Origin of the sequence: Nocardia sp. NPDC004168, assembly GCF_040610355.1 — a bacterium.
Lineage (GTDB): Bacteria > Actinomycetota > Actinomycetes > Mycobacteriales > Mycobacteriaceae > Nocardia > Nocardia sichangensis.
The window spans coordinates 226,470-249,165 of sequence record NZ_JBEXME010000008.1 but is presented as its reverse complement, the minus strand read 5'-3'; the positions used below and the strand labels follow the sequence as shown (position 1 = coordinate 249,165).

The window sequence follows — 22,696 nt, the reverse complement described above, 5'->3', positions numbered from 1 at the left end:
CCCACCACGCCCCGGCGCCGACTCCACCCGCGGAGCCACCACCCCACCCGGCTGCCCAGGCACACCCTGACCAGGCACACCCGCCTGACCAGGCAGCCCCGCCTGACCAGGCACACCCGGCGAACCCGGCGCAGACGGACCACCAGGCGCCCCAGACGAACCCGGAACCCCGGCGTCACCGCCACCATTCGGCTGTCCGGACCCTGGCTGCCCCGCTCCGGGAGACTGCCCCGGCCCGGGAGAAGGACTGCCGGGCGACCCCGGCACCCCACCCGGCCGCGGCCGCTGCTGATCCGGCCGGTTGGACCACGGCGTCATCGGCGCCGGCGGCGCCTCGGCATCCTCGCCGGCTTCTATCTGGGGCTCTACCTCTGTTGGCGGCATCGCTTACTCATCACATCCCGCTGCCGAGTACTCGTTTCACCCGCACGTCGTACGTGCTCGGGATGGTCAGTTCGACCAATTCACCGGTCGCCGCATCGGTGGTGACGAGCCGCGTGTCGCTGACCGCGATGCCGACCTGGGTCGGCGCGTTGTTTCGATAATTCCAGAACACCAGGTCGCCTGGCGATACCGCGGCAGGATCGACGCGGTGGCCGCACGCGCCCTGGGCCGCAATGGTGTTCGGCAGCACCACGACTGCCAACGATCCGTCCAGCTGTCCGCATGCGCGCCGCCCCGCACCGCCCGCGACCGACGACTGCGCCACCGCTGCCTCGGTGGCCGCGCATCGACCGGTCGTTTGCGCGGCCGAGGCCTGGTAGATCACCGATCTGGTGAACTCTTCGGCGCCTCCGCGGCTACCGGATCCGTTCCGGGCCGCACTCGCCGTCAGCTGTGCCAGGGCGAGCTCGCGTGCACAGTCCGCGCCGATACCCGAATTGCTGGTGAGCAAGGGAGGGTCCTGGCGCGGAGCGTATCGCATCGCTGTGGTACAGGCGCGCTGCCAGTCCGAAGCGCTGGTGTCATCCGGTGCGATGGTCAACTCCGCGTACGGATTCGTGGTCGGAGCGGTGGTCACCCCACCCACCGGTGCGCTTCGCACGGTCGGCCGGGCTGCCGTCGGTGCGCGACTGGGAGTCACCGTCTGGGAGGGGTCGGGCCCCACCGCACTGTCGCACTGATAGTGCAGGTCGGAGGCGATCGCCGACGACGCACCGCCGATGACCAGCACCAAACCCATCAGCAACATGAGCACGACGCCCACGCCGCCCAGCACCACCCACACCCAGATCGGCATCAGTACGAGGGTCAAGAGACGACCGATCATCGAATACCTTTCTGTGATATCTGCCCCACTGTTTCGCTGCGATCGAGGGGATCAGCGGCCGCGTGGGTTTCTGAGGGGATTCAGGACCCTGTCCGGAATGTCGGGCAGCGGATTCGCTGCGGGGTCCGGCTGGGCGAGCGAGACAGCACCCGTGATATTCCGGCCCGCTTGCCATTGGTCGGTCTGGGCAGCTTTGTCGATTTCGGCGCGCAATCTTCGAATGCGATCGAAGTCCTGGGGATTCTCGGCTACCCAGTTGGTGGCAGCCTGGATCCGCAGCGCATGCTCGTTGGCGATCCACTGCCTCAACCTGTCCGCATCGTTCTGACTGAGGTCCTGGCCATTGATCCGCAGCCGCGCGGCGGCCGGGTCCCTGATCGGCCCCGATGCATGGGCCTGCAACGCATCAATCCATTCCCGGTGTGGATTGTCGATGTAATCACTGCCGAGCTGCGCCAGTTCATCCGAAATCCGCACACCGCCCTGGTAATCACCTCGATACCGATCGACGCTGGCCTCCAGCCCGTGGAACCTGGCCATCATCATTCCCGGATTCGTATGGAAGTCCCGCTCGAAGTGCTTGTGCGCCGCGACGACCCGGCCGAGGTGCTTCGACGCCAGCGGCTCGTCATCCGCGTGCCGGATGATATCCGCGCGCGCGATAGTCGCCCGTTGTCCTCGAGTCCAACCGATACCGGCCATACGGAGGGCATACTGCACGCTGCCCATCATGCCTGTCATATGGGCCACATTTTCCGCGGCGTAAGCGGCAGACCTTTCACTATTCCGGCGCGACCCGGACCTGGTTATCCCTTGCCGGGCGTAATCGGCAGCAGCCACACGGTCGAACGCGGAGGCGTGCGCGGCCGCCCTCAGGTCGCGCGTCTTCAGGCCTTTCGCCTTGTTCCTCTTGTCGATTTGGTCCACCCGCGCGAAAGGATTGAGCGGGTTGAGGCGACCACCGGCCATCCACGCCGTGACCGGCGAACTGTTAATGGTGCTGATCGCGCCGAGCATCGCGAGCGGGGTCATCGAGTTCGCTGCACCCGAGTTGCCCATGCCCAACTTCATGCCCAGGGCGCTGCCACCGCCGCCGCCCTGTGACGATCCCGCGGTCTGTATCGCCACACCGATACGGTTGACCACCCAGTCGTTGGCCTCATCGATATTCCTGCTGAGACGCCGCACCTGAATGATGGCGATGATCTCGACACCGGCCCCGATGACGAACACCACCATGATCTGACCGTTCGCCGCACGGAACAGGCTGCCCAGCAACAGCTCGTAGATGCCGAGAGCGATGACGAAGAAGGCCATCTTCCCGGCGGCTATGAAGCCGTGCACCACGCAGCGCACGGTGAACGTCTGCGTCGGACCGTAGATGTATCCGCCCGCGGCGAACCCGAAGATCGATGCGAATCCGTAGTAGATGAGGTCGAGCGCGGCCCACATGATCTTGATGGACAGATATGCGGCGAAGGCCAAGAGAATGACCGCGCACAGCAACAGCAGAAGTCCGGCCCCGATCTGACCGACGCCCGGATTGTCCACCGCGGCATACGCGGCGCTGTCGCCGCACGACTTCATCCCGCCCTTCACCCGATCTTCGCTGCCGGCAGTCATTCCGGCGGACCACGCCGCCCGGCAGGACGGGTTGCTGTCCACAACGTGCCCGAAGTTCCAGACCTGCAACGGAAGTCGCACGAAATTGTCCGCCATGGTCGCTTGCAGCGTGCCGACCAACTGGCTCGGATTCGGATTGTTGTTCCCGTTCAGACCCGCCGCGACCGAAAGACCCAAGTCACGCCCTTGGATCAGCACACCGTGGTCGGACAGCGCCTCGGCCAGCGGGTTCGCCAGAAAGAACACGCCCCCGATGGCGAAAGCGATCATCGTCACGACCTGCACGGCAGCCTTGGCGTACAGCGCGCGCACGATGAAATAGCCCACGAAGAACGCACCGATCGCCAGCGCCGTCGAGGCCAGCAGGGGGGTCGCGATCTGCGCCGTCAGGTTGCGGGACATCGCCTGCAACGGCGCGCTGATCAGGTTGAGCCACTGGAAGTCCATCGCCTTGGCAGGCAGCCACACCCCGGTGATCGATAACAGCTGCCATACCGCGAACAACGGCATGAGGATGATCCACAGCGCGAAATTGCCCAGGTTGAACACTCCGCCGCGATCGACCACCAACATGTAGCTCGACACGTTGACTCCATAGGAGTCCCTGACATTCATCCAGCTCGTCGCGCTGTTGGGAGCGGACCCTTGGGTCGCTGTGCCCGGCTGCGCGATGGACACGGCGTGGATCAGGCCCGGGAAGACGAACAGCACGAAGAGGGCCAGGACGATCCACGCGATTCGCCTGCGACGGCGCGACGCGGCGATCCAAGCCCGGAAGCGCCGGAACACCATCTGCGGTCGCCAACGGTCCGCGTCCCAGAACTGCGGCTCCCAAGGCATCCCGAAGGAAGACCGATCGGGGCGAATTCTGGAGTCGGATATCGATCTCATCAACGTCCCAATCGCTCGGGCAGGGCCGAACGCGCACCGCTGACGCTGGTCGGAGTGCTGGTGATCGCCGCGGCCCGGTCCGGACGCGCCGGACCGAGCACCTTGCCGCGGCCGATGCGGTTCAGCGCGTCACGCATGAACATCTCGCCCCGACGCTCCTCGGGAATCTGCCGACCGGGACCGACGGGGGGCGAGGTCTCCTCGCGGAGAATCTGCAAGAGAAACGGCGCTTCCTCCAGATCGACGCCCAGCCACTCCAAGCTGTTGCGCGCCAAAGTCTCGTCGCGCTGCCGGAAGACGAATCGGTTCGGGATCAGGTTGTGCGCCGCGCCCTGGAAGTCGGTGGCCGGGTCGTGCGAGGCGAGCCCGATCGCGGCCAGGTGCTTGCGGCCGTCGCGGCTGAAGTCCGAGGTGACCGCCGAGCCGACCTGCGTCTGCGTGAAGTGGTGCGCCTCGTCGCCGACCAGCAGGCCGAACCTGCCGTTGTCGGAGAGGAAGGCCTCCCGCGCCGCCACGCCGACCAGTTCGTACAGCGCCGTGCCGAGCCGTTTCGTCAGCGGCAACCGGTTGTACAAGTGTGGCGTGGTGAGTTCCTCGGCGCTCGGCAGTTGCAGATTGTGACTGCGGACGACGGTCGCGGCGGCGTCGAGACGCAGCGGTCGCAGCTTGGGGTCGAACAGCACCGGAACCCGCTCCACCACGGTGCCCAGCCGCGCCGCGAGATCGGCGTACTCCTCTCCCCGCTCGGGGTGCTCCCGCAGCCGACGCACGACATGGAACAGATCGAGCAGGCTCTTGATCTTGTGCTCGGCCATGCCTCTGGGTGACAGCAGATTGCTGGCCGCCGCGCCCGCGCCGGAAGTCGGCGACAGATCCAGCAGCGGAAGAATCGAGTCCAGCGCCCGTTCACCCGCGATCCGCGGGTTGAACAACCGCAGCGGATCCAGCGACACCGTGGGATTGGCCAGGTCGATGATGACCGCGTCGTCGATCGACCGCGCGAAGTGCTCCCATTCGCCGACCTGACTGCGGTCGATGGCGAGGAACTGCCCGCCCATGTCGTGTACGAGCACCGCCATCAGTTTCAGGAAATACGACTTGCCCGAGCCGAGTTCGCCGGTGACCGCGAACGAGGCGGACAGGTCGTGCAGCGCGGCCTCCATGATGCCGAAGTGGATCGGCTCGAAATGTCCCGACAGCAGGTTGACCCCGATCACCGGCCCGCTGTCGTCACCGATCTGACTGGTGGTGAACGGCACGAAACCGGCCCACATGTCCGAGGGGACGATATGGGCGAAGTCGTCGAAGGCACGGCGTGGCGGGCTACCGGGAATCAGCATCGACCACAGGTCGACCTGCGCGCCGACCGGAGCGGTCATGTCGACCTGGAACCGCTTGTAGCGCCGCTTGAGCGTGTTGACCGCGTCCATTGTGGCGTCCCGCGTCGGTCCGCCGATGGCGATAACCGTCGTGAACGAGACCTCCGATTCCCCGCCGTTGACCTCGAAGTGCTGGTTGTACTCGCCGAGCATGCGCGCTTTCGAGGCCAACGTGTTCTGGGCGAACGAGACCTCCTGGTCCCGCTGGTCCATCTGCTCGCCGAGCCTGCGCAAACTGAGTTCGTTGTTCTTCAGCACCTGTTCGGCCGGCTTGGTCGAGATCCGCATGCCCCAGTCGACGGTGACGTCGCCGAGACCCTCCAGCACGTTGAGGAACTCGCTGCCGCCGGGAAAGGTCATGCCCGCGTACGGGAAGGAATGCGGCGTCAGCATCGCCTGGTAGGACGGGCGGTACTCGAAATCCGGCTGTACCACCTTGATCACGGGAATGAACGAGGGACGGATACGCCGATTGCTGTCGGCCTGCGCCCCCTCGTCGAGCGCGGCGGAGCGGAACACCGCCGCCGTCGCGTCGTCCAGCGCGCCCGCACGGGTGGGCGCCACCGGGTCTCCTGCCGCGCCGCGCGAGAGATAGTGCTCCCACAGCCATTGGAACAGGGCCGCGGGCACCGGAACCGGATCGAAGTCGCCGCCGATCCTGGACAGGATCTCGTTCGCCTTATCGTCGTATTCGTCCAGGTCGGCGCGGGCGATCGCGGTCGCATCGATCGTGGGGGTGCTGCCACGCCACAGGCGCGACAGCGCGGACATGCTCGAGTTGCTGGCCCCGACCGGGATCGACAACAGGAAGATCCGGGTCTGCGGCATGATCGCGTGCACGCGTTCGTAGGAGGCCACCACCTCGTCGGCGTAGTCCTCGCACTCGTCCAGGTCGACACCCTCCACCATCTTGGTGAGCACGTCGATCGTGTTCAGCCGCGCCTGGATGCCCAGCAGCAGCGACCCGCTCGGCAGATTGGTGACCAGCGCGTGATGCGCCATCTTCACGTCGTACTTGTCACCGGCCTTGCGCAAGCCGTAACCGAGCGGATTGATGAAGTAGGTCGCGGTGACCAGACCCGTATGGGTGAACTGAAGATTGCCGCGAATCGCCGCGGTGGGCTGTAGATCTCGTCCGAGTGCCATCAGGGGCTTCCTCCGGAGGCTGTGCCGTTGCTGTCGCCGTTGTCGTTGCCGTTCAATCGCCGCCACAGGTCGGTGGCCTTACCGCCTCCACTCACCACCTCGAGCAGGCGGATGCCGGATTTCGGCTGGGCGGCCACCGCCGTGCCAGGGCGGTCGGGCAGCAGGAGGACCACGGTCTCCTCGATGAACATGGTGTGGCGCACCGAGTCACTGGTGATCGGCATGCCCGAGGCCGACACCGGCTTGCGATAGACGATGAGCCTGCCGAGCCAGAAAGCGCGTGAAAGCATCCGGACGCCCGTGTACGGCACCAGCCCGAGCACGAAGACCGACAGGATGGTGAACGCCAGACCCGTGATGAAAGTGACGGCCGGGTTCAGCGGCAACGTCATGGCGCCCACCGAGGTCACCGACATCATCGCCACACCGGCGGCAACCTGCGGCAGGGTGTAGGGACCGAACGGAAGCTTCTGCCCGTTCTGCGCCTTGCCGATCATCGTTGGCACACGTTTGATCGGCGTGAACACCTTGATGACTTGGGTCATCGATAGCCACCGATGGGGTGATCGGGGACGATGAGGTTCGCGTCCGTGCGCGCGTAGTTGATGGTCGTAGGCAGGATCCAGATCACCACCCCGGCCATCAACCCCGAGCCGAAGACGACGATGATCCGCGCCGGTGACAGCCTCGATTTCGCCGCCTCGGAGATCACCACACCGATCGTGACGATGGCGATGATGATCATTCCGCCCCATCGGACAAAGATCAGGATGCCATAGAGGATGTTGCTCAAATTACCCATCGGGCTGCCTCTCGGATCAGTTCTGTGTCGCCGGCGGAATCGTCACCGACGTCGAGGGGGACGAGGACGAGGTGGGCGGCGCTCCGCCGCGGGAATCCTGACCGACGACCACCGCCAGCGGACTCGACAAGGCGGGAATCGGATCTATGGACACCACCTGCCACTGGCCCGCGTTGCGAATCATGGTGAGCGGGTAGGCCAGCGTCGCGGTCGCTCCCGTATCGGCTTTGGGATTGACGGTGGCCAGCACTTGGGCCTTCGCACCGCCGGAGCCGCAGCTCGAATCGTCCGTGGTGAGCGAGGTCAGCTCGACGGCGGTGAAGGGGGGCGGTTTCAGTGCGGCCAGCCCGGCATCCGGTGTGGTGTAGCGGGCCACGTCACCGTTTCCGGCCAGCATGGCGCTCAGGAAGCCCGCCGCGACTTGTCCCAGTACGGTGTCCGGTGCGCAGGGTGCGCCGTAGGCCAGTTTGAGATCGACGCCCTTGGAGGGGGCTTGGACCAAGGCGGGCGTCGACAGCGCACGCAGCCGCCCATCGGACACCGAGACCGCGACACGGTAGAACTGCCGCTGATCCTGTGCCGTCGCGGCGCCGACTTTGCCGACCCGGACCGATACCGTGACCGACCATACTTCGAGCCCCCCGGCCGAGAGCGCCCGAGAGACGTAGACCACCGACGGGTCGGACACTTGGCGCGCGGACGAAGGCAAGGTGATCTGCTGATTGGAGCCGACATATTCGCCGATCCGATCCTGCTGCCCCGCAACGGCAGTGAGGTATGCGACGACGAACTGCTCGGCATAAGAGCCTGCCAAGTGCGCATGCCCGATGATTGCCGTCGTCGAGTCATCCGACGGCGCTGGCGGCCCGGAGTCGAAGACACTCAGAATTGCGTGTCCACCGCCGAGCACCGCGAGAACGGCGAGCACCGCGACCACGATGTTGTCGCGACGACGGCGAGCGGCCATCCGGCGAAGCAGGGCCTCACCCGAATCTGCCGACTCACGAATACCTGTCCTCACTCCCGAAATGGTAGAGAGCACAGGCGTTCCCAACCGGCCGGTAGTTCCCACTCATGGGAATGAAAACTGTCAGCAGGCGGGGTTGCTTTTCATCCTGCCCGCCAGCCAATGCCGCAATTGTTCGTCGTATCCGATCGGCGCGCTGCGCTGCCGCGGCTCCAGCACCTGGCGATGGGTTTCCAGCAACGGTACGTCGTCGGCGACCCGGACCAACTGGGCGATCGCCAGCTGTCTGCTCGAGTACCCGGGATAGGGGTACAAAAGTAGCGATGTGGGCGTGTAACCGCCGCCGTAGTTGAGTACCCGCAACGTGACACCCGCACTGTCGCCCGACCGCAGCCGGTCGCCGAGTTCGGCCAGCCGCGGACGGTCCTCGGGATGGAAGACATCGACGGGCCGGAAGAGATAGTCCCACCGCACCCAGGGCGCGGGATCGGTGAGCCAGTGCGAGATGCTGGTGTGCTCGAGCTGCACCACGGCCAGATGCGTTCCCGCCCGCCGATGCGCCTCGCGCAAACCGATCCGCTCCAAGGTCGGCCACGTCGCCTGTGCGTTCTCCGACGTCACGTCCTCGATCAGCCACCAAGCGCCACGGGTGCGCTCGTCGTCGCGCGCGCGAATGGTGATCCGCCACTGAGCCGCACGTCCGAATCCGTGAATCACGTTGGTGTCGAATTGCATTCGCTCGCCGGGCTTGGGATCGTAGAGCAGATCGAGCACCTCGGCGTGCCGGTCGAAACTGGACACCCGGTGGAACAGTTCCGCGATCGACATCCTCGGGACGTACTCTTCGGCGCTGCTGCCGGACAGCCGCGTGATGCCGCTCGGTTGCTGAATGGTCTGACTACTCAGGTCCCAGATCGCTCCCACCGCCGGGCGCAACGCCGGCACCCGCTCGGACGCCGGACCCAACCACAGCCGCACCGCGTGCACGTCTCCAGCGGGGCCGAAGATCGGACGGATGAACAGTTGATGCCGTCCCGATCGGGTCTGAATGGCCAGGTCGACGTCTTGCGCCTGATCATGTGCGGTTTGGATCGCCTCTGTGAGTCCAGCGGTCGTCAGTTTGTCGTACAGCGCGGGCGTCTTGGACAGCGTCCGCTGCAGCACTCGCTGCCAGCTCGCGAACTCACGAGGTGCATCCCCCACCGACGCCACGGACATGCCGTCCGGCGCCAACGTCTCGATCGTCACCCATGGAATCACTGCGCCACTTCGCTTCGCACTTGCCCGACCAGCCGTTCCTCCGGGTCCGCCTCCCCGGATGAGACATCTTGTGACAATAGGCAATGTACCGTTATTTAGCGGCTCAATCAACTTGTGACCACGCCGCCTGTTATTACGAAGTCTCCATCATGTTCATACGACATGCGCAGCCGAGTTCATTTTGTTCACGTCGAGTTCGAGAGGAACCTCCCTTCGACCGGCGCACAGCGCAACGGCACATCTGCCGCAAACCAGCGAACAAGATCATCGGAAGCCACCGGCCGAAGCCGACGGCATCCCCCTGGCAATCTCACCCGCGGCTGAACCCACTCCCGCCCAGGGCATTACGCCACCGCGGGAAGCGATCAGGTATTCCTTCCGACCAGGGCCAGCACACCCGCGCCCATGATCGTCGCGCCTTCTCCGAGCTGCGAGGGAACCACCCGCAATCCGGGCAGGAAGCTCAGCCTGGCATGTGTTGCGACCGCCTCGCCGAGCGGTTTCCACAGCGCGGGCCCCGCTCCGGCGAGCGGGCCGCCGAGCACGACGAGGTCGAGATCGAGCAGTGCGGCCACCGAGGCGATCGCCCGGCCGAGCGCCGTACCGGCCCGGCCGAGCGCCGCGACGGGAATGTCCTCACCCCCGCCGGCGGCATCGAGCAGTTCCCTCACCGACGTGCCCGCCCAGCCCTGCTCCCGCGCCCAGCGCACCATGGCCAGGCCACCCGCGACCGCCTCCAGGCACCCACGGCCCCCACAGGAGCATCGATCATCGAAGCCGGGAACCAGGACGTGACCTACATGCCCCGCGTTGCCGGTGCGCCCCACCAGGATGAAGCCGCCCACCACGACCCCGCCGGTGATGCGATCGGAGACACTGACCGCAAGGCTGTCCATCACTCCACTCGTCGCGCCGAAGCCTCGCTCCGCCAGCGCCAAGCAGACGCCGTCCAGCGCGAGTGGAACCTGCGCTTTCGGGAACAACTTCCGCGCCGCTTCGACGATGCCGAACCCTCCCCGCCACTCCGGAACCTCGGCAGGAGCGATCACACCGGCCGCCATATCGATCGGCCCGGCCGAAGCGACACCGAGGGCGGTGACCTCGCCACCGCCCGCGACCTCGAGCAGCAGCTCCTGGCATCGAGCCCAGGCGCCCGTCGCTGGGATCGGGATCCTCCGGATGTCGTCCGTGTCGACATCGTCGGCGACCCTGGTCGCCGCGAAGCCCGACGACCCGATCTCCAATGCCAGCACTGTCATGAGTTACGCACCACCGAAGGACTCGACGCGAAAAGGTGGACGCAGCATAGTCACAGACCGTCGGTCCCGGTCGACTTGAGGGGTTGCCCGAGCACGATGTGCCTGCGGGGCGCGGGAAGAGTGGATACGGTACGCAGCGGACGCGGCCCGGTGCGAATGATGCGCATAGGGCGCTTGTGGTCGATCGGCGCGGCGCGGTGCCGGTCCAGGTTCTCGATGACGCTGCCGGAGTTGTCATAGGCGACGCCGGCCCAGATCATCGCGCGGGGACCGTCACCCCGGGTGGTCAGCGTCTGCGCCAATTGGCGGCACTGCGTGAGCAGCGGGCAACTCTGGCAGGTGCGCACCGCCGCTCGCCAGGCATCCGGATTCCCGCTGTCCATGTCCCAGTTGTCCGGGACGTCGGCGCACGGGGGCCGCTGGTTCGACTTTGCCGGAATCGACGAGATCTTTGCTGACGCAATGGATCCCGTGTCCATCGGAAGGGTTCGCGTAATGCTCATAGCCATCTCCGGGGATGCCGAGCACACACCTCTGGCAGGTGCGTGGCCCATGGATCGGACGTCATCAGGGCTGCTCAACAGTCCCCGGAACCCAGCCGCGATAAGCTGGTCTACGCACGGTAGCCCACTGTTGCCCAGCACACAACCTTTTGTACCGCTATGTAACGGCTCGTTGACCTTCAAGCAACACCCAGCTACCGTCTTTAACGGCACGTTATGAAACGGACCGTTTTCCACGGGGGCCCGACTATGGTTTCCTTTTAAACATGGCTGCAGACTCTGAATTCACGATCGACGAACTGGCACGGGCAGCCGACACCACCGTGCGCAGCGTCCGCGTGTACCACGAGCGAGGTCTGCTGCCCTCGCCGGAGGTGCGCGGGCGGATCGGGTACTACGGGTCGGACCACCTCAACCGGCTGCAAACGATCAGCCGCTTGCTGGGGCGGGGCATGAAGCTGAACGGGATCAGGGAACTGCTCGAAGCCTGGGACCGTGGCGACGGACTCGCCGATGTACTCGGAGTGAAGAGTCAGAACGCAGCCGAAGCAGACCCGGAAGCCACCACCGAGCCACAGGACAGCTACGCGGAGTTGCCGGACTACGCGAAGCAGGCGCTGGCCTCCAGCGAGGACCCGCTCGAGGCGTATCGGGTCACGAATCCACGGTGCTGCGATCTGGCCACCCGGCTGCACGACACCGGGCTGCCTATGCAGGACACGTTCCAATTGGTCGAACGTCTGCGCGCCGACTGCGATCGCATCGCCGACCGCTTCGCCACCGAGTTGTTCTACCGGCTGGCCGGGCAGACCTACGAGGAATCCGCACGAACCCCGCGGGATCGCACGAAACTGGAGACCGATCTGGCGATCGCCCGGTTGATCGTCACCCGCGCCACGTCGGAACTGATCGATCAGGCGTTCGCCCGGCACTCCGAGTTGCCGCCGGTGGTCACCAGCCCGCAGCGGCAAGCCGAACAGTGACGGCGCGGGCCGCGAACCGACCGTTCTCTAATTTCCATCCGGCGCTGTCGAATACTTAAGTAGACAAAATCGTTCGAGTCTTTCGAGCGCTGCGCCGATGACGGCGACCCGAATGTCTCGTATCCCGATCTCGCGCGTCGAACGCGACGGCCGGCGAATCGTCGAACTCGGCTACTCAGGACCGATGCCGAAGGGTTGCCACGGGGTGTCCGGCGACCGCAGCCGCAGACGGAAGTCTCCGCGCCTTCCCCATGGCCGCCGTCGCGCACGGGCGAAACCCGCTGGGATACGTAGGTATACCGATCCGATGATCGAAGACGGCGCGGCGGCGGCACCGCCTGCCGATCGAGATCCGAGCACGAACCTCACCCCCGAACGATGGTCGGGGTGACAGGATTTGAACCTGCGACCCTCCGCTCCCAAAGCGGATGCGCTACCAAGCTGCGCTACACCCCGTGGCCCTCGCGGCGACGCGGCGGCCGCCGACGAGGATGAATGCTCCGTGGAGCGGGTGACGGGAATCGAACCCGCACCATCAGCTTGGAAGGCTGAGGTTCTACCATTGAACTACACCCGCAGGCATACGACACCGATGGGATCGCCACGATGTCGTGTGCGATCCGACTGTACCGAACCAGGCTTCCGAAACGCCAATCAGCCCCCCGCGCAGCGCGATCTCGCAGGTTGCCCGCCGGAGCGCTCCAGGGTTGCCGCGTCCAGTGTCGCACGGCGGGCGCGCGGGCACGCGGTAGCGCGCGCCGGAAATTTTTAAAGGTGATTTTTCATTGAAACTCTGGCGTGTCGGATTCCGGTGGGCGAAACTCAGATGACACAGATGTCACGCCAGGAACTTCGCTCGAGGGAATTCCGATGAGGACCGCACGACTCGCTGTCACAACCGCCGCGCGCGGCGTGTCGCGCAGCCACGGCCACGACACCGAGCAGGGTTCCGGGCGCTCTGCGCCGAGAAGTCTTTCCGGCGAACCCTCGGCCGATCGCACGGCAACCCGCTGGCTGGGAGAGCGGGATGACACCGACATCGCGCCACTGGGCGGCGAGCGGTACCCGAGCCGGTTCGGCCCGAGGACCGCGAGCAGGCGCCAACCTCGAGCACGCCAGGAACAACCATTCGCAACTCGACAGGGAAGACGAGGACGTCGCGTGCGAGAACAGATTCTCGTGAAGCAAGCGGCGCGTGGACGGTCCGGACCGCCCCCGTGGCTCACGCACCACTCTCCGCACACCTCGTACAGCGTGTCGCCAGCGCGTCGCGCCGCGATTTTGCAGCGAACGGGAATCCGGTGTAACACCAACGCGACGGGAACGATCACATACCCGATCGCCATTCGCCAGGCGTCGAGAACACGTTGCAAATCGCCGCTTTTCGATGCCGAGTGGCTTGCTAGGATCCTTTTTGCCGGACGGGGGTATCTGGAAAGGGGGCGGTGAACGTGCGCCGAACCAGGTGGACGCAACCGCGTAGCAGTGGGAACGATCAGGGTGACGCCGGCGCCTGTGTGACTACAGGGCACCTGGGTACCGACGTCGCCCACACCGGGTGAGTCCGATGTCGACCGACATCGAGCCCCCGGTAGCCGCTATGGCCCGAGCATGGGCCCGTGCGGTCTGCGCCGAGCCCGGTTCGGGCGCGGCGCCCCAGCAGTTGGAACCGGTGCTGATCGAGATCGTCGAGCGCCTGCTCACACTCGCGCGATGCGAGCCGTTCCCGGTTCCGGAAGCACGCATGCTCGGGGCCCGGCTCGCCGATGCGCCGTTCGACCGGATCCGGATGCTGGCGCAGGCCACGCGCTGGCTGCTCGGCTTCCCATCCGGCACGCCCGGCTCCCTGGTGGCCACACGCTGGCCGTTCATCGCCAGTCAGGCCATCGACAGTTACGCCCAGGCGCTTCAGGAGCGCGCTCTCGCGCAACAGGAACAGAACCTGTCGGCCAAGGTGTCGCTGCGCGTGCAGGAGATCGCCGCGCTGCAGCACCGGTTGCGCCACGAGGCCACCCACGACGCGCTGACCGATCTGGCCAACCGGACGCTGCTGCAGGACAAGGTGCGCCTGATGGCCACCGACCCGACGCGCGGCGTCGGGTTGCTGCTGATCGACCTGGACCGGTTCAAGCAGATCAACGACGGGTACGGGCATGCGATCGGTGATGAAGTGCTGGTCGAACTGGCCGGCAGACTGCGCGAAGTGTGCCCGCCGGACACGGTGATCTGCCGGTACGGCGGTGACGAGTTCGTGCTCGCGACCAACCCCCACCACAACAACCTCGGTGACCTCGCGCATCGGATCGTGGCCGCGCTGCGTGACCCGGTCTGGTCGTCGGCCGGGCCCGTTCCGGTGTCGGCCAGCGTGGGCACCGCCTACAACCCGCCGGGCAGCCCGCTCGATTTCACCGATCTGCTGCGCCGCGCCGATCGCGCGATGTACTCCGCGAAGACGGCCGGTGGGCGCCGCTTCGCCCTCGCGGACGAGCCGGACATCGACACCGCCGTCGCCGGCTGACCCGGCCGATCCGGGTCAGCCGGGTTGACAGGTGGGGCACCAGAAGAGATTCCGCGCCTGCATCACCTGATGGGCGATCGGCGTCTCGCACAGACGGCACGGGGCGCCTTGGCGGCGGTAGACATAGGTGCGCGGGCGATCCGGGGCATACGGGGGCTCGCCGTGATCGTGTTCGGGCCGCACCACGACCATCTTCCCGACGCGCACCCCTACCCGCATGAGCGCGACCAGATCGGACCACATGTCCGCCCATTCGCCCGCGGACAGCTCCGTACCCGGACGATGCGGGGAGATCCCATGGCGGAACAGCAGTTCCGCGCGATAGACGTTGCCGACCCCTGCGACCACCTGCTGGTCCATCAGCAGCGCGCCGATCGGCCTGCGGGAACGATGGATGCGCTGCCACGCCCGGTCCGGATCGGCGCCGCGCCGCAGCGGATCAGGACCGAGCCGATCGGTGAGCGCCGTCACCTCCGGCGGCAGCAGGATCTCGCACGCGGCAGGCCCGCGCAGGTCGGTGCCGAAGCCCGGCTGCCCGTCCGGTTCCCCGGACAAGCGCATCCGGACCTGCCCGACCGGCTCCCCCATCGGCAACGCGGATTCGGTGAACGTGCCGTACAGGCCGAGATGCACGTGCACCACCAGTCCCGAGTCGTAGTGGTGCAGGAGGTGTTTGCCCCACGCCTCGGATTTCGTCAGCACCTGCCCGTCCACGCGGGCAGCGCCCGCGGCGAACTTGCCTTGCGGGCTCGATACGCGCACCACACCGCCCGCGAGGCGACGCTGATGCAGCCGCGCGAGGCGGTGCAGCGTATGTCCTTCCGGCACAGCCGGTTACGACCTCCGTGCGCTCAGTACGCGGGAACCGCCGGGGCGATTCCGGTCTTCTCGTACTCGGCCAGGATGTCGATGCGCCGCTGGTGGCGCTCCTCGCCCGACCAGGGGGTGGAGACGAACGCGTCCACGATGGCCAGCGCCTCCTCGGTCGAGTGCATGCGGCCGCCGATGCCGATCAGCTGCGCGTTGTTGTGCTCGCGTGCCAGCTTCGCGGTCTCCACGCTCCAGGCCAGCGCGCACCGGGCGCCGGGCACCTTGTTCGCGGCGATCTGTTCGCCGTTGCCACTGCCGCCGAACACCAGGCCGAGGCTGCCGGGGTCGGCGACGGTCCGGCGGGCCGCCTCGATGCAGAAGGCGGGGTAGTCGTCCAGCGCGTCGTACTCGAGCGCGCCGCAGTCGACGACCTCGTGGCCCGCCTGCTCCAGATGGGCCTTGACGTGATTCTTCAGTTCGAAACCGGCATGGTCGGCACCCAGGTAAACGCGCATGGCAGGCATTGTGTCAGGTGGCCGCCGCGCGGCGGCGAGAGGGCTTGCCCCGCGATTAACACCGCGGCGGGCCCGCGCGAATCGACTGATGCGCCAGTTGTGTTCGCGGCCACAGTGCCCGATGACACGGCCGACGCGCCGACCCCGTTCCCGGCAACTGAATAGAGTTCATTCCATGCAGCCGTTCGAACCCCAGCCGTCCGACCAGGCGGGCCGACAGGCCGACCCGTACGCCCAGCAGGGCGGGTGGGTCTCGGATCGGAGCACGCCTGCCGCGTCGTACGGCCAGCAGTACACCTCGGGCTCCTATCCGTCCGCGCCCCCGGCTGCGTATCCGGCGCCCTATGGCTCCTACCCCGGCGCCCCGGTGCCCCCCGGAGCTCCGCCGCAGCGGCAGCCCCGCGGTCTGTCGCCGTTCGGCATGCCCGCACGGCACAGCTGGGAGATACCGATGCTCGTCGTCGTGGTGGTGTTCACCGTGTTCGCGTATCTGATCGCGCTGGTGCTGCTCGCCACCGGGAACTTCGACCAGTACGTCCTCGCGTTCGCGGCCGCCCCGCTGCTGCTGTGGTTCGGTCGCGGCATCAACTACGCGGGCCAGCGGGTGAACGGCGTGAAGATGTCGCCGACCCAGTTCCCCGAGGGCTATCAGATGGTGGTGGACGCCGCCGCTCGCTTCGGCATGTCGAAGGTGCCGGACGCCTACGTGGTGCTCGGCAACGGCCAGATCAACGCGTTCGCCAGCGGGCACGGATTCCGGCGCTACGTAGTGGTCTACAGCGATCTGTTCGAGATCGGCGGCGCCGCACGCGAACCCGACGCGCTGGCGTTCATCATCGGCCACGAGGTCGGTCACATCGCGGCGGGGCACACGTCGTACTGGCGGCAGCTGGGCATGTTCCTGGTGCCGTTCCTGCCGGTCGTCGGCAACAGCTTGATCCGCGCGCAGGAGTACACCGCCGACAACCACGGCTTCTGCAATCGGCACACCGGCGCGTCCGCCGCCATGGGCACCCTGGCCGCGGGCAAGTACATGAACCGGCTGGTCGGCTTCGACGAGATGGCCGACCGGGCGGCCGTCGAGAAGGGCTTCTTCGTCTGGATGGTGAACGCTCTGTCCAGCCACCCCGTGCTCACCTGGCGGATGTGGGCGCTGCGCGATCGCAGCAGGCACGGGAAGCTGTTCCTGCGCCCTGCCCCGCCCGCGGGCGCCGGTGTGCCCGCGGGCGGGTACGCGAGTTCCTACGGCCAGGTGCCCGCGAGCCCGCCGAAGTCCGCGTTCTGACCGGGCCGGGTGCCGCGCGACGGCACCCGGGCGCGGGTGCTCAGTCGAACGACGGATCTTCGGTCCGCGTGCGCTTCAGCTCGAAGAAGTGCGGGTAGGACGCCAGTGCCACCGCGCCGTCCCAGACCTTGCCCGCTTCCTCGCCGCGGGGAATACGGGACAGCACCGGACCGAAGAACGCGGTCCCGTTGATGTGGATGGTCGGGGTGCCGACGTCCGGTCCCACCTTGTCCATGCCCGCGTGGTGGCTCTCACGCAGCGCCTCGTCGTAGTCGGTGCTCTCGGCGGCCGCGGCCAGCTCGGCGGGCAGACCGACCTCCGCCAGCGCGTCGGCGATCACCGCGGCGAGGGTCTCCTTGCGGCTCTCGCGTTCGTACTCGGCCCGCCGGTTGTGGATGCGCGTGCCCATCGCGGTGTACAGCGGCGACAGCACCTTGTCGCCGTGCTCCTGCGCCGCGGCGATCGCGACGCGGACCGGGCCCCATCCCGTGTCGAGCAGTTCCTTGTACTGCGGCGGCACATCTCTGCCCTCGTTCAGCACCGACAGGCTCATCACGTGGAACCGGGCTTCGATGTCGCGCACCTGCTCGACCTCGAGGATCCAGCGGGACGTGATCCAACACCACGGGCACAGCGGGTCGAACCAGAAATCGGCGACGTCCTTGGTGGCTTCGTCGGTCACGGGCGGCTTCCTCTCGATCGCAAGCGGACGGGCGGCCGCACACTGCGCCGCCCTACCGAGCAACCACGTCGGCGCGCGATTCGTTCCCACTCGCGGCATCCGTTTTCCCGAGCGGCGCGCACGGCTGCCAGTAGGGTTGACCGGCAGGTGCTTGGTTCCCTTCGGAGAAGGAGTCCGCGATGAGTTCTGACCAGCATTTCGTCATAGTCGGCGGCGGACTGGGCGCGGCCAAGACAGCAGAAGCTCTGCGCGAGAAGGACTTCGAGGGAAGCGTGACACTGATCGGCGCCGAGGAGCACCTGCCCTACGACCGGCCGCCGCTGTCGAAGGAGCATCTGCTCAGGAAGAAGGCGCTGCCGGAATTCATCGTCGATCCCGCGCAGTGGTATCGCGACCACCACATCGACATCCGCCTCGGCACCACCGTCACCGGGCTGGACCCCGGGGCCAAGACGGTCACCCTGCCCGACGGTTCCACACTGTCCTACGACAAGCTCGCGCTCGCCACCGGCTCCACGCCGCGGATACTGCCCGTTCCCGGCGCCGACGCGCCCAACGTGTACACGCTGCGCACCATCGAGGACTCCGACACGTTGATCGAGCTGTTCGGCAGCGCGACGCGGCGGCTCGTCATCATCGGCGCCGGCTGGATCGGCCTGGAGGTCGCCGCCGCGGCCAGGGCGGCGGGCGTCGAGGTGACCATCGTCGAACGCGCCGACCTGCCGCTGCTCGCGGTGCTCGGACCGGAGATGGGCGAGGTGTTCGCCGATCTGCACCGGGCCAACGGCGTCGACTTCCGGTTCGGCGCGCAGGTCGAGGCGATCACCACCGAGGACGCGATCGCGACCGCGGTCGCCAACGGCGTCCGGCTCGCCGACGGCAGCACGATCGAAGCCGACGCGGTGCTGGTCGCCGTCGGCGCGCGCCCGAACGTGGAGCTGGCCGCCGACGCCGGTCTCGCCGTGGACGACGGCGTGCTGGTCGACGAACGCCTGGCCACCAGCGATCCGGACATCGTCGCGGTCGGTGACATCGCCGCCCAGCAGCACCCTGTGCTCGGCAGGCGGGTCCGGGTGGAGCACTGGGCCAACGCGCTCAACCAACCCGCGGTCGCCGCCGCGACCATGCTCGGCAAGCAGGCTTCCTACGACCGGCTGCCCTATTTCTTCACCGACCAGTACGACCTGGGCATGGAGTACACCGGGTACGCCGCGCCGGGCGAACATGCCAGGGTCGTCGTGCGCGGCGACACGGCGGCACGCGAGTTCGTGGCGTTCTGGCTGGACGGGAACAACCGCGTGCTCGCCGGGATGAACGTGAACGTCTGGGACGTGACCGACCGGATCAAGGAACTGATCCTGGCGGGCGAACCGGTCGATCCGGATCGGCTGGCCGACACCTCGGCCGAGCTGTGATGTGGATCACTGCAGCGATGTGTCGAACGCACGCGACGTGCTCCGACCTCCTCGCGGGCGCCACCGGAGCGCTCCCAGCGACCGAACGCCGGAGAGGAAATCGACCATGAAATACATGCTGCTGAAGACCTACGCACCCACCAAGTACTGCGACACACCGATCAACGAATGGTCCCCGGAAGAGATCCAGGCGCACATAGACTTCCAGCGCGCGCTGGGTGCGCAACTGGCCGAGGCGGGCGAGTTGGTGGACGCGCAGGGATTGGCCGGGCCGGAGGAGGCGCGGATCGTCAGTTCGGACGGCCGGTCGGCGCCGGTGGTCACGGACGGGCCTTTCCCGGAGACCAAAGAGTTCTTGGCGGGGTACTGGATCGTCGACGTGGACAGCCCCGAGCGGGCCTACGAGATCGCGGCGCAGGCCTCCGCCGCCCCCGGCCCCGGCGGCAAACCGATCGGCGAGTACATCGAAGTTCGCGCGGTGATGGGCGCCCCCGCCACCGAGCAATGAGCGACCGGAGTGCGGTGCCCGACGACACACCGCTCCCGGCGAGCACCGAGGACCTGCTGCGCGCACTGGCGCCGCAGGTCCTCGGAACGCTCGTCCGCCGCTTCGGTGATTTCGACACCGCAGAGGACGCGCTGCAGGAAGCGCTGCTCGCGGCCGCGACCCAGTGGCCGATGGAGGGCCTGCCGGACAATCCGCGGGCTTGGCTGATCCAGGTCGCGCAGCGCCGCATGGCCGACGCCGTGCGCGCGGAGGTGGCCCGGCGGCGCAGGGAGACCACGGCTTTCGACCGCGAGGTGCCCGACGCCGTCCCCGTGGACCACGACGACACGCTGACCATGCTGTTCCTCTGCTGCCACCCGGCGCTGACGCCCGCCGCCGCCATCGCGCTGACGCTGCGCGCGGTGGGCGGACTCGGCACCGAACAGATCGCCCGCGCCTTCCTGTTACCGGAAGCGACCATGGCGCAACGGATCACACGAGCGAAGAAGAAGCTGGCCACCGTCGAGCGGCCCTTCGCGCAGCCGGGGGATCAGCGGTGGCGCGAGCGGCTGGGCGCGGTACTGCACGTGTTGTACCTCATCTTCAACGAAGGTCATACCAGCGGTTCAGGGCACACGTTGCAGCGAACGGACCTGTCCGATGAGGCGATCCGGCTCACCAGGGCGGTGCACCGGCTGCTGCCCGGCGACAACGAGGTCACCGGGTTGCTCGCGTTGATGCTGCTCACCGACGCCCGCCGGGCCGCACGCACCGGCGCGCACGGCGAACTCGTCCCGCTGGCCGAACAGGATCGCGCGCTGTGGGATCGGGCGCTGATCACCGAAGGGACGACCTTGGTCACCGGCACGCTCTCCGGCGGCTTGCGCGGGCCCTATCAGATCCAGGCGGCCATCGCGGTCCTGCACGCGCAGGCTCCGCGTGCCGAGGACACCGAGTGGACCAAGATCCTCGCGCTGTACGACCGGCTCGAACGGCTCTCGGACAATCCGATGGTGACGCTGAACCGGGCGGTGGCGACCGCGATGGTGGCGGGGCCCGGAGCCGGTCTCGCACTGGCCGAGACCCTCGACGAACACCTATCGGGTACCCACCGGCTCGACGCCGTGCGCGGCCATCTGCACGAGATGGCCGGTGCGATCGACGCGGCCATCGCCTGCTACACCAAGGCCGCCGCCCGCACGACGAGCGTCCCCGAGCGCGACTATCTGACCATCCGTGCGGCACAGCTGCGCCACGAAGCGCGGGCGGACCGCACGGGCTGAGTGGATGTCCGAATGGCTGTGGTGGGAGCTGCTGTGCGGCGCGCCGGGCACCAGCATGCGGGGCACTCGTCCGATCGCGACCGGGCAGACTACCCGGTGTGGCAGGCAAACACAGTGCGGGAGTCCTTCTCTTCCGCCGGAACCCCGACGGCGCCGTCGAAGTATTGCTCGGACACATGGGCGGGCCGTTCTGGGCGCGAAAAGACCTGGGCGCGTGGTCGATTCCGAAGGGCGAGTACGAGCCGGAGACGGAGGCCGCCGAGGTCGCGGCGAACCGGGAGTTCGCCGAGGAACTCGGGCTGCCGGTCCCGGACGGCACGTGGCTGCCGTTGGGCGAGGTGCGTTACAGCAGCGGCAAGAAGGTGCTCACCGTCTGGGCCGTCGAAGGCGACCTCGATCCCGCCGCCGTGGTACCGGGAACCTTCCAGCTCGAATGGCCGCCGCGCTCCGGCCGCCTCGCGGAGTTCCCCGAGATCGACCGCGCGGACTGGTTCGACGCACCCACCGCGCGAGACAAGCTCGTCGCGGGGCAGCGGCCCTGCCTGAACCGGCTGACCGAGCTGCTCGCGGACTGACCGCTATCGCGGCACGCCCGCCCAGGTCCGGCCGGTGATGAGTTCGTAGGCCTCCACGTACTTCTGGCGGGTCGCCGCGACGACATCGGCCGGGATCTCCGGGCCGGGCGCCTCCTTGTTCCAGCCCGTGGAGGTGGACCAGTCGCGGACGAACTGCTTGTCGAACGAGCGTTGCGCGCGGCCCGGCTCCCACTCGTCGGCGGGCCAGAAACGCGACGAATCGGAGGTGAGCACTTCGTCGCCGAGAGTGAGCACATCGCCGTCCCAGCCGAATTCGACCTTGGTGTCCGCGACGATGACACCGCGTTCGGCGGCGTGCGCGGCGCCCCTGGCGTAGATGTGCAAGGTGAGTTCGCGCAGCCGCTCGGCGACCTCGCGTCCCTCCTGGTTCACCACGTCCGCGAAGGTGATCGCCTCGTCGTGCCCCTCGGACGCCTTGGTGGTCGGTGTGAAGATCGGCTCCGGCAGTTTGTCGCCCTCGCGCAGACCGGGCGGCAGCGCGATCCCGCACACCGAGCCCGTCTGCCGGTATTCCACCAGCCCGGACCCGGTCAGGTAACCGCGCGCGATGCATTCCACCTGCACCATCTTCAGCGGCTTCACCCGAATGCCGCGACCGGCGAACTCGGCGGGCACGTCGGTGGCCGAGACCACATGGTTGGGCACATCGGTGAAGTACTCGAACCACCAGTTGGACAACTGCGTGAGCAGGGCGCCCTTGTCCGGGATCGGCGTCGGCAGCACCACGTCGTACACCGAAACCCGGTCGGACGCGACCAGCACCAGCGTGTCGCCGTCCTCGTACAGGTCACGCACCTTCCCGGCGTGCACATGCTTCAACGTCGAGCCTCCGAATCCCTGGGGTGAACCTGCGCTGTACCAGGCACAATACCGCCGCCCCCGAGCACCGCCGCCGCGCCGTCCGCCGCACACAGCGGACCGGTGCGTAAGTGCCGCGAACATTAGGGTCGATCGGGAAAGTCCCGCGCGGCCTGCCACCCCGAGGTGGCATTGTGGGTTTTGCCCGTGCCAGTTCTTCGACC

The 22,696-nt window shown here is 67.3% G+C and carries 20 protein-coding genes and 2 tRNA genes; 7 read left to right on the top strand and 15 right to left on the bottom strand.

Annotation, left to right across the window (positions count from 1 at the left end):
• Nucleotides 1-394 precede the first annotated feature (394 nt).
• The 9 genes from ABZW96_RS18245 to ABZW96_RS18205 form a co-directional block, all read right to left on the bottom strand.
• Nucleotides 395-1,270, bottom strand: a complete 876-nt coding sequence (locus ABZW96_RS18245) for a hypothetical protein (RefSeq protein WP_355075967.1) — start codon at nucleotides 1,268-1,270, stop codon at nucleotides 395-397.
• Between the two features lie 51 nt (nucleotides 1,271-1,321).
• The gene (locus ABZW96_RS18240) at nucleotides 1,322-3,685 is read right to left on the bottom strand and encodes a hypothetical protein (RefSeq protein WP_355075965.1); all 2,364 of its coding nucleotides are present in this window, start codon (nucleotides 3,683-3,685) and stop codon (nucleotides 1,322-1,324) included.
• Between the two features lie 98 nt (nucleotides 3,686-3,783).
• Nucleotides 3,784-6,309, bottom strand: a complete 2,526-nt coding sequence (locus tag ABZW96_RS18235) for an ATP-binding protein (protein ID WP_355075963.1) — start codon at nucleotides 6,307-6,309, stop codon at nucleotides 3,784-3,786.
• A complete protein-coding gene (locus ABZW96_RS18230; RefSeq protein WP_355075961.1) occupies nucleotides 6,309-6,854 on the bottom strand; it encodes a hypothetical protein in 546 nt (181 codons plus the stop codon). The genes ABZW96_RS18235 and ABZW96_RS18230 overlap by 1 nt, the downstream gene beginning before the upstream one ends.
• Entirely contained in the window at nucleotides 6,851-7,111 is a 261-nt protein-coding gene (locus ABZW96_RS18225; protein WP_039796594.1) for a hypothetical protein, read from the bottom strand. The genes ABZW96_RS18230 and ABZW96_RS18225 overlap by 4 nt, the downstream gene beginning before the upstream one ends.
• Nucleotides 7,112-7,127: 16 nt before the next feature.
• On the bottom strand, nucleotides 7,128-8,132 hold the full coding sequence (locus tag ABZW96_RS18220; protein ID WP_245562493.1) for a conjugal transfer protein: 1,005 nt from the start codon (nucleotides 8,130-8,132) through the stop codon (nucleotides 7,128-7,130).
• A 69-nt stretch (nucleotides 8,133-8,201) separates the two neighbouring features.
• Nucleotides 8,202-9,326, bottom strand: coding sequence for a GAF domain-containing protein (locus ABZW96_RS18215; RefSeq protein WP_039796592.1), 1,125 nt, complete (start codon nucleotides 9,324-9,326; stop codon nucleotides 8,202-8,204).
• A 377-nt stretch (nucleotides 9,327-9,703) separates the two neighbouring features.
• The gene (locus ABZW96_RS18210) at nucleotides 9,704-10,597 is read right to left on the bottom strand and encodes an ROK family protein (protein ID WP_355075958.1); all 894 of its coding nucleotides are present in this window, start codon (nucleotides 10,595-10,597) and stop codon (nucleotides 9,704-9,706) included.
• Nucleotides 10,598-10,647: 50 nt separating this feature from the next.
• On the bottom strand, nucleotides 10,648-10,980 hold the full coding sequence (locus tag ABZW96_RS18205) for a hypothetical protein (protein WP_355075956.1): 333 nt from the start codon (nucleotides 10,978-10,980) through the stop codon (nucleotides 10,648-10,650).
• 386 nt (nucleotides 10,981-11,366) lie between these two features.
• Here ABZW96_RS18205 and ABZW96_RS18200 point away from each other — a divergent pair, with 386 nt between their 5' ends.
• The gene (locus ABZW96_RS18200; RefSeq protein WP_355075954.1) at nucleotides 11,367-12,083 is read left to right on the top strand and encodes a MerR family transcriptional regulator; all 717 of its coding nucleotides are present in this window, start codon (nucleotides 11,367-11,369) and stop codon (nucleotides 12,081-12,083) included.
• A 379-nt stretch (nucleotides 12,084-12,462) separates the two neighbouring features.
• Here ABZW96_RS18200 and ABZW96_RS18195 read toward each other — a convergent pair.
• Nucleotides 12,463-12,539: transfer RNA gene (locus ABZW96_RS18195), tRNA-Pro, on the bottom strand.
• A gap of 47 nt (nucleotides 12,540-12,586) precedes the next feature.
• A tRNA-Gly gene (locus ABZW96_RS18190) sits at nucleotides 12,587-12,660 on the bottom strand.
• A gap of 990 nt (nucleotides 12,661-13,650) precedes the next feature.
• Here ABZW96_RS18190 and ABZW96_RS18185 point away from each other — a divergent pair.
• The gene (locus tag ABZW96_RS18185) at nucleotides 13,651-14,601 is read left to right on the top strand and encodes a GGDEF domain-containing protein (RefSeq protein WP_355075952.1); all 951 of its coding nucleotides are present in this window, start codon (nucleotides 13,651-13,653) and stop codon (nucleotides 14,599-14,601) included.
• 15 nt (nucleotides 14,602-14,616) lie between these two features.
• Here the strand turns inward: ABZW96_RS18185 and ABZW96_RS18180 are convergent, their stop codons facing one another.
• Nucleotides 14,617-15,429: a DNA-formamidopyrimidine glycosylase family protein gene (locus ABZW96_RS18180; protein WP_355075950.1), complete on the bottom strand. Its 813-nt coding sequence runs from the start codon at nucleotides 15,427-15,429 to the stop codon at nucleotides 14,617-14,619.
• A gap of 23 nt (nucleotides 15,430-15,452) precedes the next feature.
• A complete protein-coding gene (locus ABZW96_RS18175; protein WP_355075948.1) occupies nucleotides 15,453-15,926 on the bottom strand; it encodes a ribose-5-phosphate isomerase in 474 nt (157 codons plus the stop codon).
• 421 nt (nucleotides 15,927-16,347) lie between these two features.
• On the opposite strand from ABZW96_RS18175, the gene ABZW96_RS18170 reads away from it, so the two are divergent.
• Nucleotides 16,348-17,211, top strand: a complete 864-nt coding sequence (locus ABZW96_RS18170; protein WP_355075996.1) for a M48 family metallopeptidase — start codon at nucleotides 16,348-16,350, stop codon at nucleotides 17,209-17,211.
• Nucleotides 17,212-17,251: 40 nt separating this feature from the next.
• On the opposite strand, the gene ABZW96_RS18165 is transcribed toward ABZW96_RS18170, so the two are convergent.
• A complete protein-coding gene (locus ABZW96_RS18165; RefSeq protein WP_355075946.1) occupies nucleotides 17,252-17,893 on the bottom strand; it encodes a disulfide bond formation protein DsbA in 642 nt (213 codons plus the stop codon).
• Nucleotides 17,894-18,072: 179 nt separating this feature from the next.
• Between ABZW96_RS18165 and ABZW96_RS18160 the strand changes: the two genes are divergently transcribed.
• From ABZW96_RS18160 to ABZW96_RS18145, 4 genes are all read left to right on the top strand, one after another.
• Nucleotides 18,073-19,308, top strand: a complete 1,236-nt coding sequence (locus tag ABZW96_RS18160; protein ID WP_355075944.1) for an FAD-dependent oxidoreductase — start codon at nucleotides 18,073-18,075, stop codon at nucleotides 19,306-19,308.
• A 106-nt stretch (nucleotides 19,309-19,414) separates the two neighbouring features.
• The gene (locus ABZW96_RS18155; protein ID WP_355075942.1) at nucleotides 19,415-19,816 is read left to right on the top strand and encodes a YciI family protein; all 402 of its coding nucleotides are present in this window, start codon (nucleotides 19,415-19,417) and stop codon (nucleotides 19,814-19,816) included.
• Nucleotides 19,813-21,078, top strand: coding sequence for a DUF6596 domain-containing protein (locus ABZW96_RS18150; protein ID WP_355075940.1), 1,266 nt, complete (start codon nucleotides 19,813-19,815; stop codon nucleotides 21,076-21,078). Before ABZW96_RS18155 ends, ABZW96_RS18150 begins: the two co-directional genes overlap by 4 nt.
• 98 nt (nucleotides 21,079-21,176) lie before the next feature.
• Nucleotides 21,177-21,653, top strand: a complete 477-nt coding sequence (locus tag ABZW96_RS18145) for an NUDIX domain-containing protein (RefSeq protein ID WP_355075938.1) — start codon at nucleotides 21,177-21,179, stop codon at nucleotides 21,651-21,653.
• A gap of 3 nt (nucleotides 21,654-21,656) precedes the next feature.
• Here the strand turns inward: ABZW96_RS18145 and ABZW96_RS18140 are convergent, their stop codons facing one another.
• Nucleotides 21,657-22,493 carry a phosphoribosylaminoimidazolesuccinocarboxamide synthase gene (locus ABZW96_RS18140; RefSeq protein WP_355075936.1) on the bottom strand — a complete coding sequence of 279 codons (837 nt, stop codon included), beginning with the start codon at nucleotides 22,491-22,493 and terminating at the stop codon, nucleotides 21,657-21,659.
• Between the last annotated feature and the right edge of the window lie 203 nt (nucleotides 22,494-22,696).

What these genes read in the sequence shown, in the direction of transcription:
- ABZW96_RS18200 (WP_355075954.1), top strand. Translation starts at nt 11,367, where the DNA reads ATGGCTGCAGACTCTGAATTCACGATCGACGAACTGGCACGGGCAGCC.
- ABZW96_RS18150 (WP_355075940.1), top strand. Translation starts at nt 19,813, where the DNA reads ATGAGCGACCGGAGTGCGGTGCCCGACGACACACCGCTCCCGGCGAGC.
- ABZW96_RS18235 (WP_355075963.1), bottom strand. Translation starts at nt 6,309, where the DNA reads ATGGCACTCGGACGAGATCTACAGCCCACCGCGGCGATTCGCGGCAAT.
- ABZW96_RS18225 (WP_039796594.1), bottom strand. Translation starts at nt 7,111, where the DNA reads ATGGGTAATTTGAGCAACATCCTCTATGGCATCCTGATCTTTGTCCGA.
- ABZW96_RS18240 (WP_355075965.1), bottom strand. Translation starts at nt 3,685, where the DNA reads ATGGTGTTCCGGCGCTTCCGGGCTTGGATCGCCGCGTCGCGCCGTCGC.
- ABZW96_RS18175 (WP_355075948.1), bottom strand. Translation starts at nt 15,926, where the DNA reads ATGCGCGTTTACCTGGGTGCCGACCATGCCGGTTTCGAACTGAAGAAT.
- ABZW96_RS18160 (WP_355075944.1), top strand. Translation starts at nt 18,073, where the DNA reads ATGAGTTCTGACCAGCATTTCGTCATAGTCGGCGGCGGACTGGGCGCG.
- ABZW96_RS18155 (WP_355075942.1), top strand. Translation starts at nt 19,415, where the DNA reads ATGAAATACATGCTGCTGAAGACCTACGCACCCACCAAGTACTGCGAC.
- ABZW96_RS18230 (WP_355075961.1), bottom strand. Translation starts at nt 6,854, where the DNA reads ATGACCCAAGTCATCAAGGTGTTCACGCCGATCAAACGTGTGCCAACG.
- ABZW96_RS18205 (WP_355075956.1), bottom strand. Translation starts at nt 10,980, where the DNA reads ATGGACAGCGGGAATCCGGATGCCTGGCGAGCGGCGGTGCGCACCTGC.
- ABZW96_RS18170 (WP_355075996.1), top strand. Translation starts at nt 16,348, where the DNA reads ATGCCCGCACGGCACAGCTGGGAGATACCGATGCTCGTCGTCGTGGTG.
- ABZW96_RS18185 (WP_355075952.1), top strand. Translation starts at nt 13,651, where the DNA reads ATGTCGACCGACATCGAGCCCCCGGTAGCCGCTATGGCCCGAGCATGG.
- ABZW96_RS18210 (WP_355075958.1), bottom strand. Translation starts at nt 10,597, where the DNA reads ATGACAGTGCTGGCATTGGAGATCGGGTCGTCGGGCTTCGCGGCGACC.
- ABZW96_RS18245 (WP_355075967.1), bottom strand. Translation starts at nt 1,270, where the DNA reads ATGATCGGTCGTCTCTTGACCCTCGTACTGATGCCGATCTGGGTGTGG.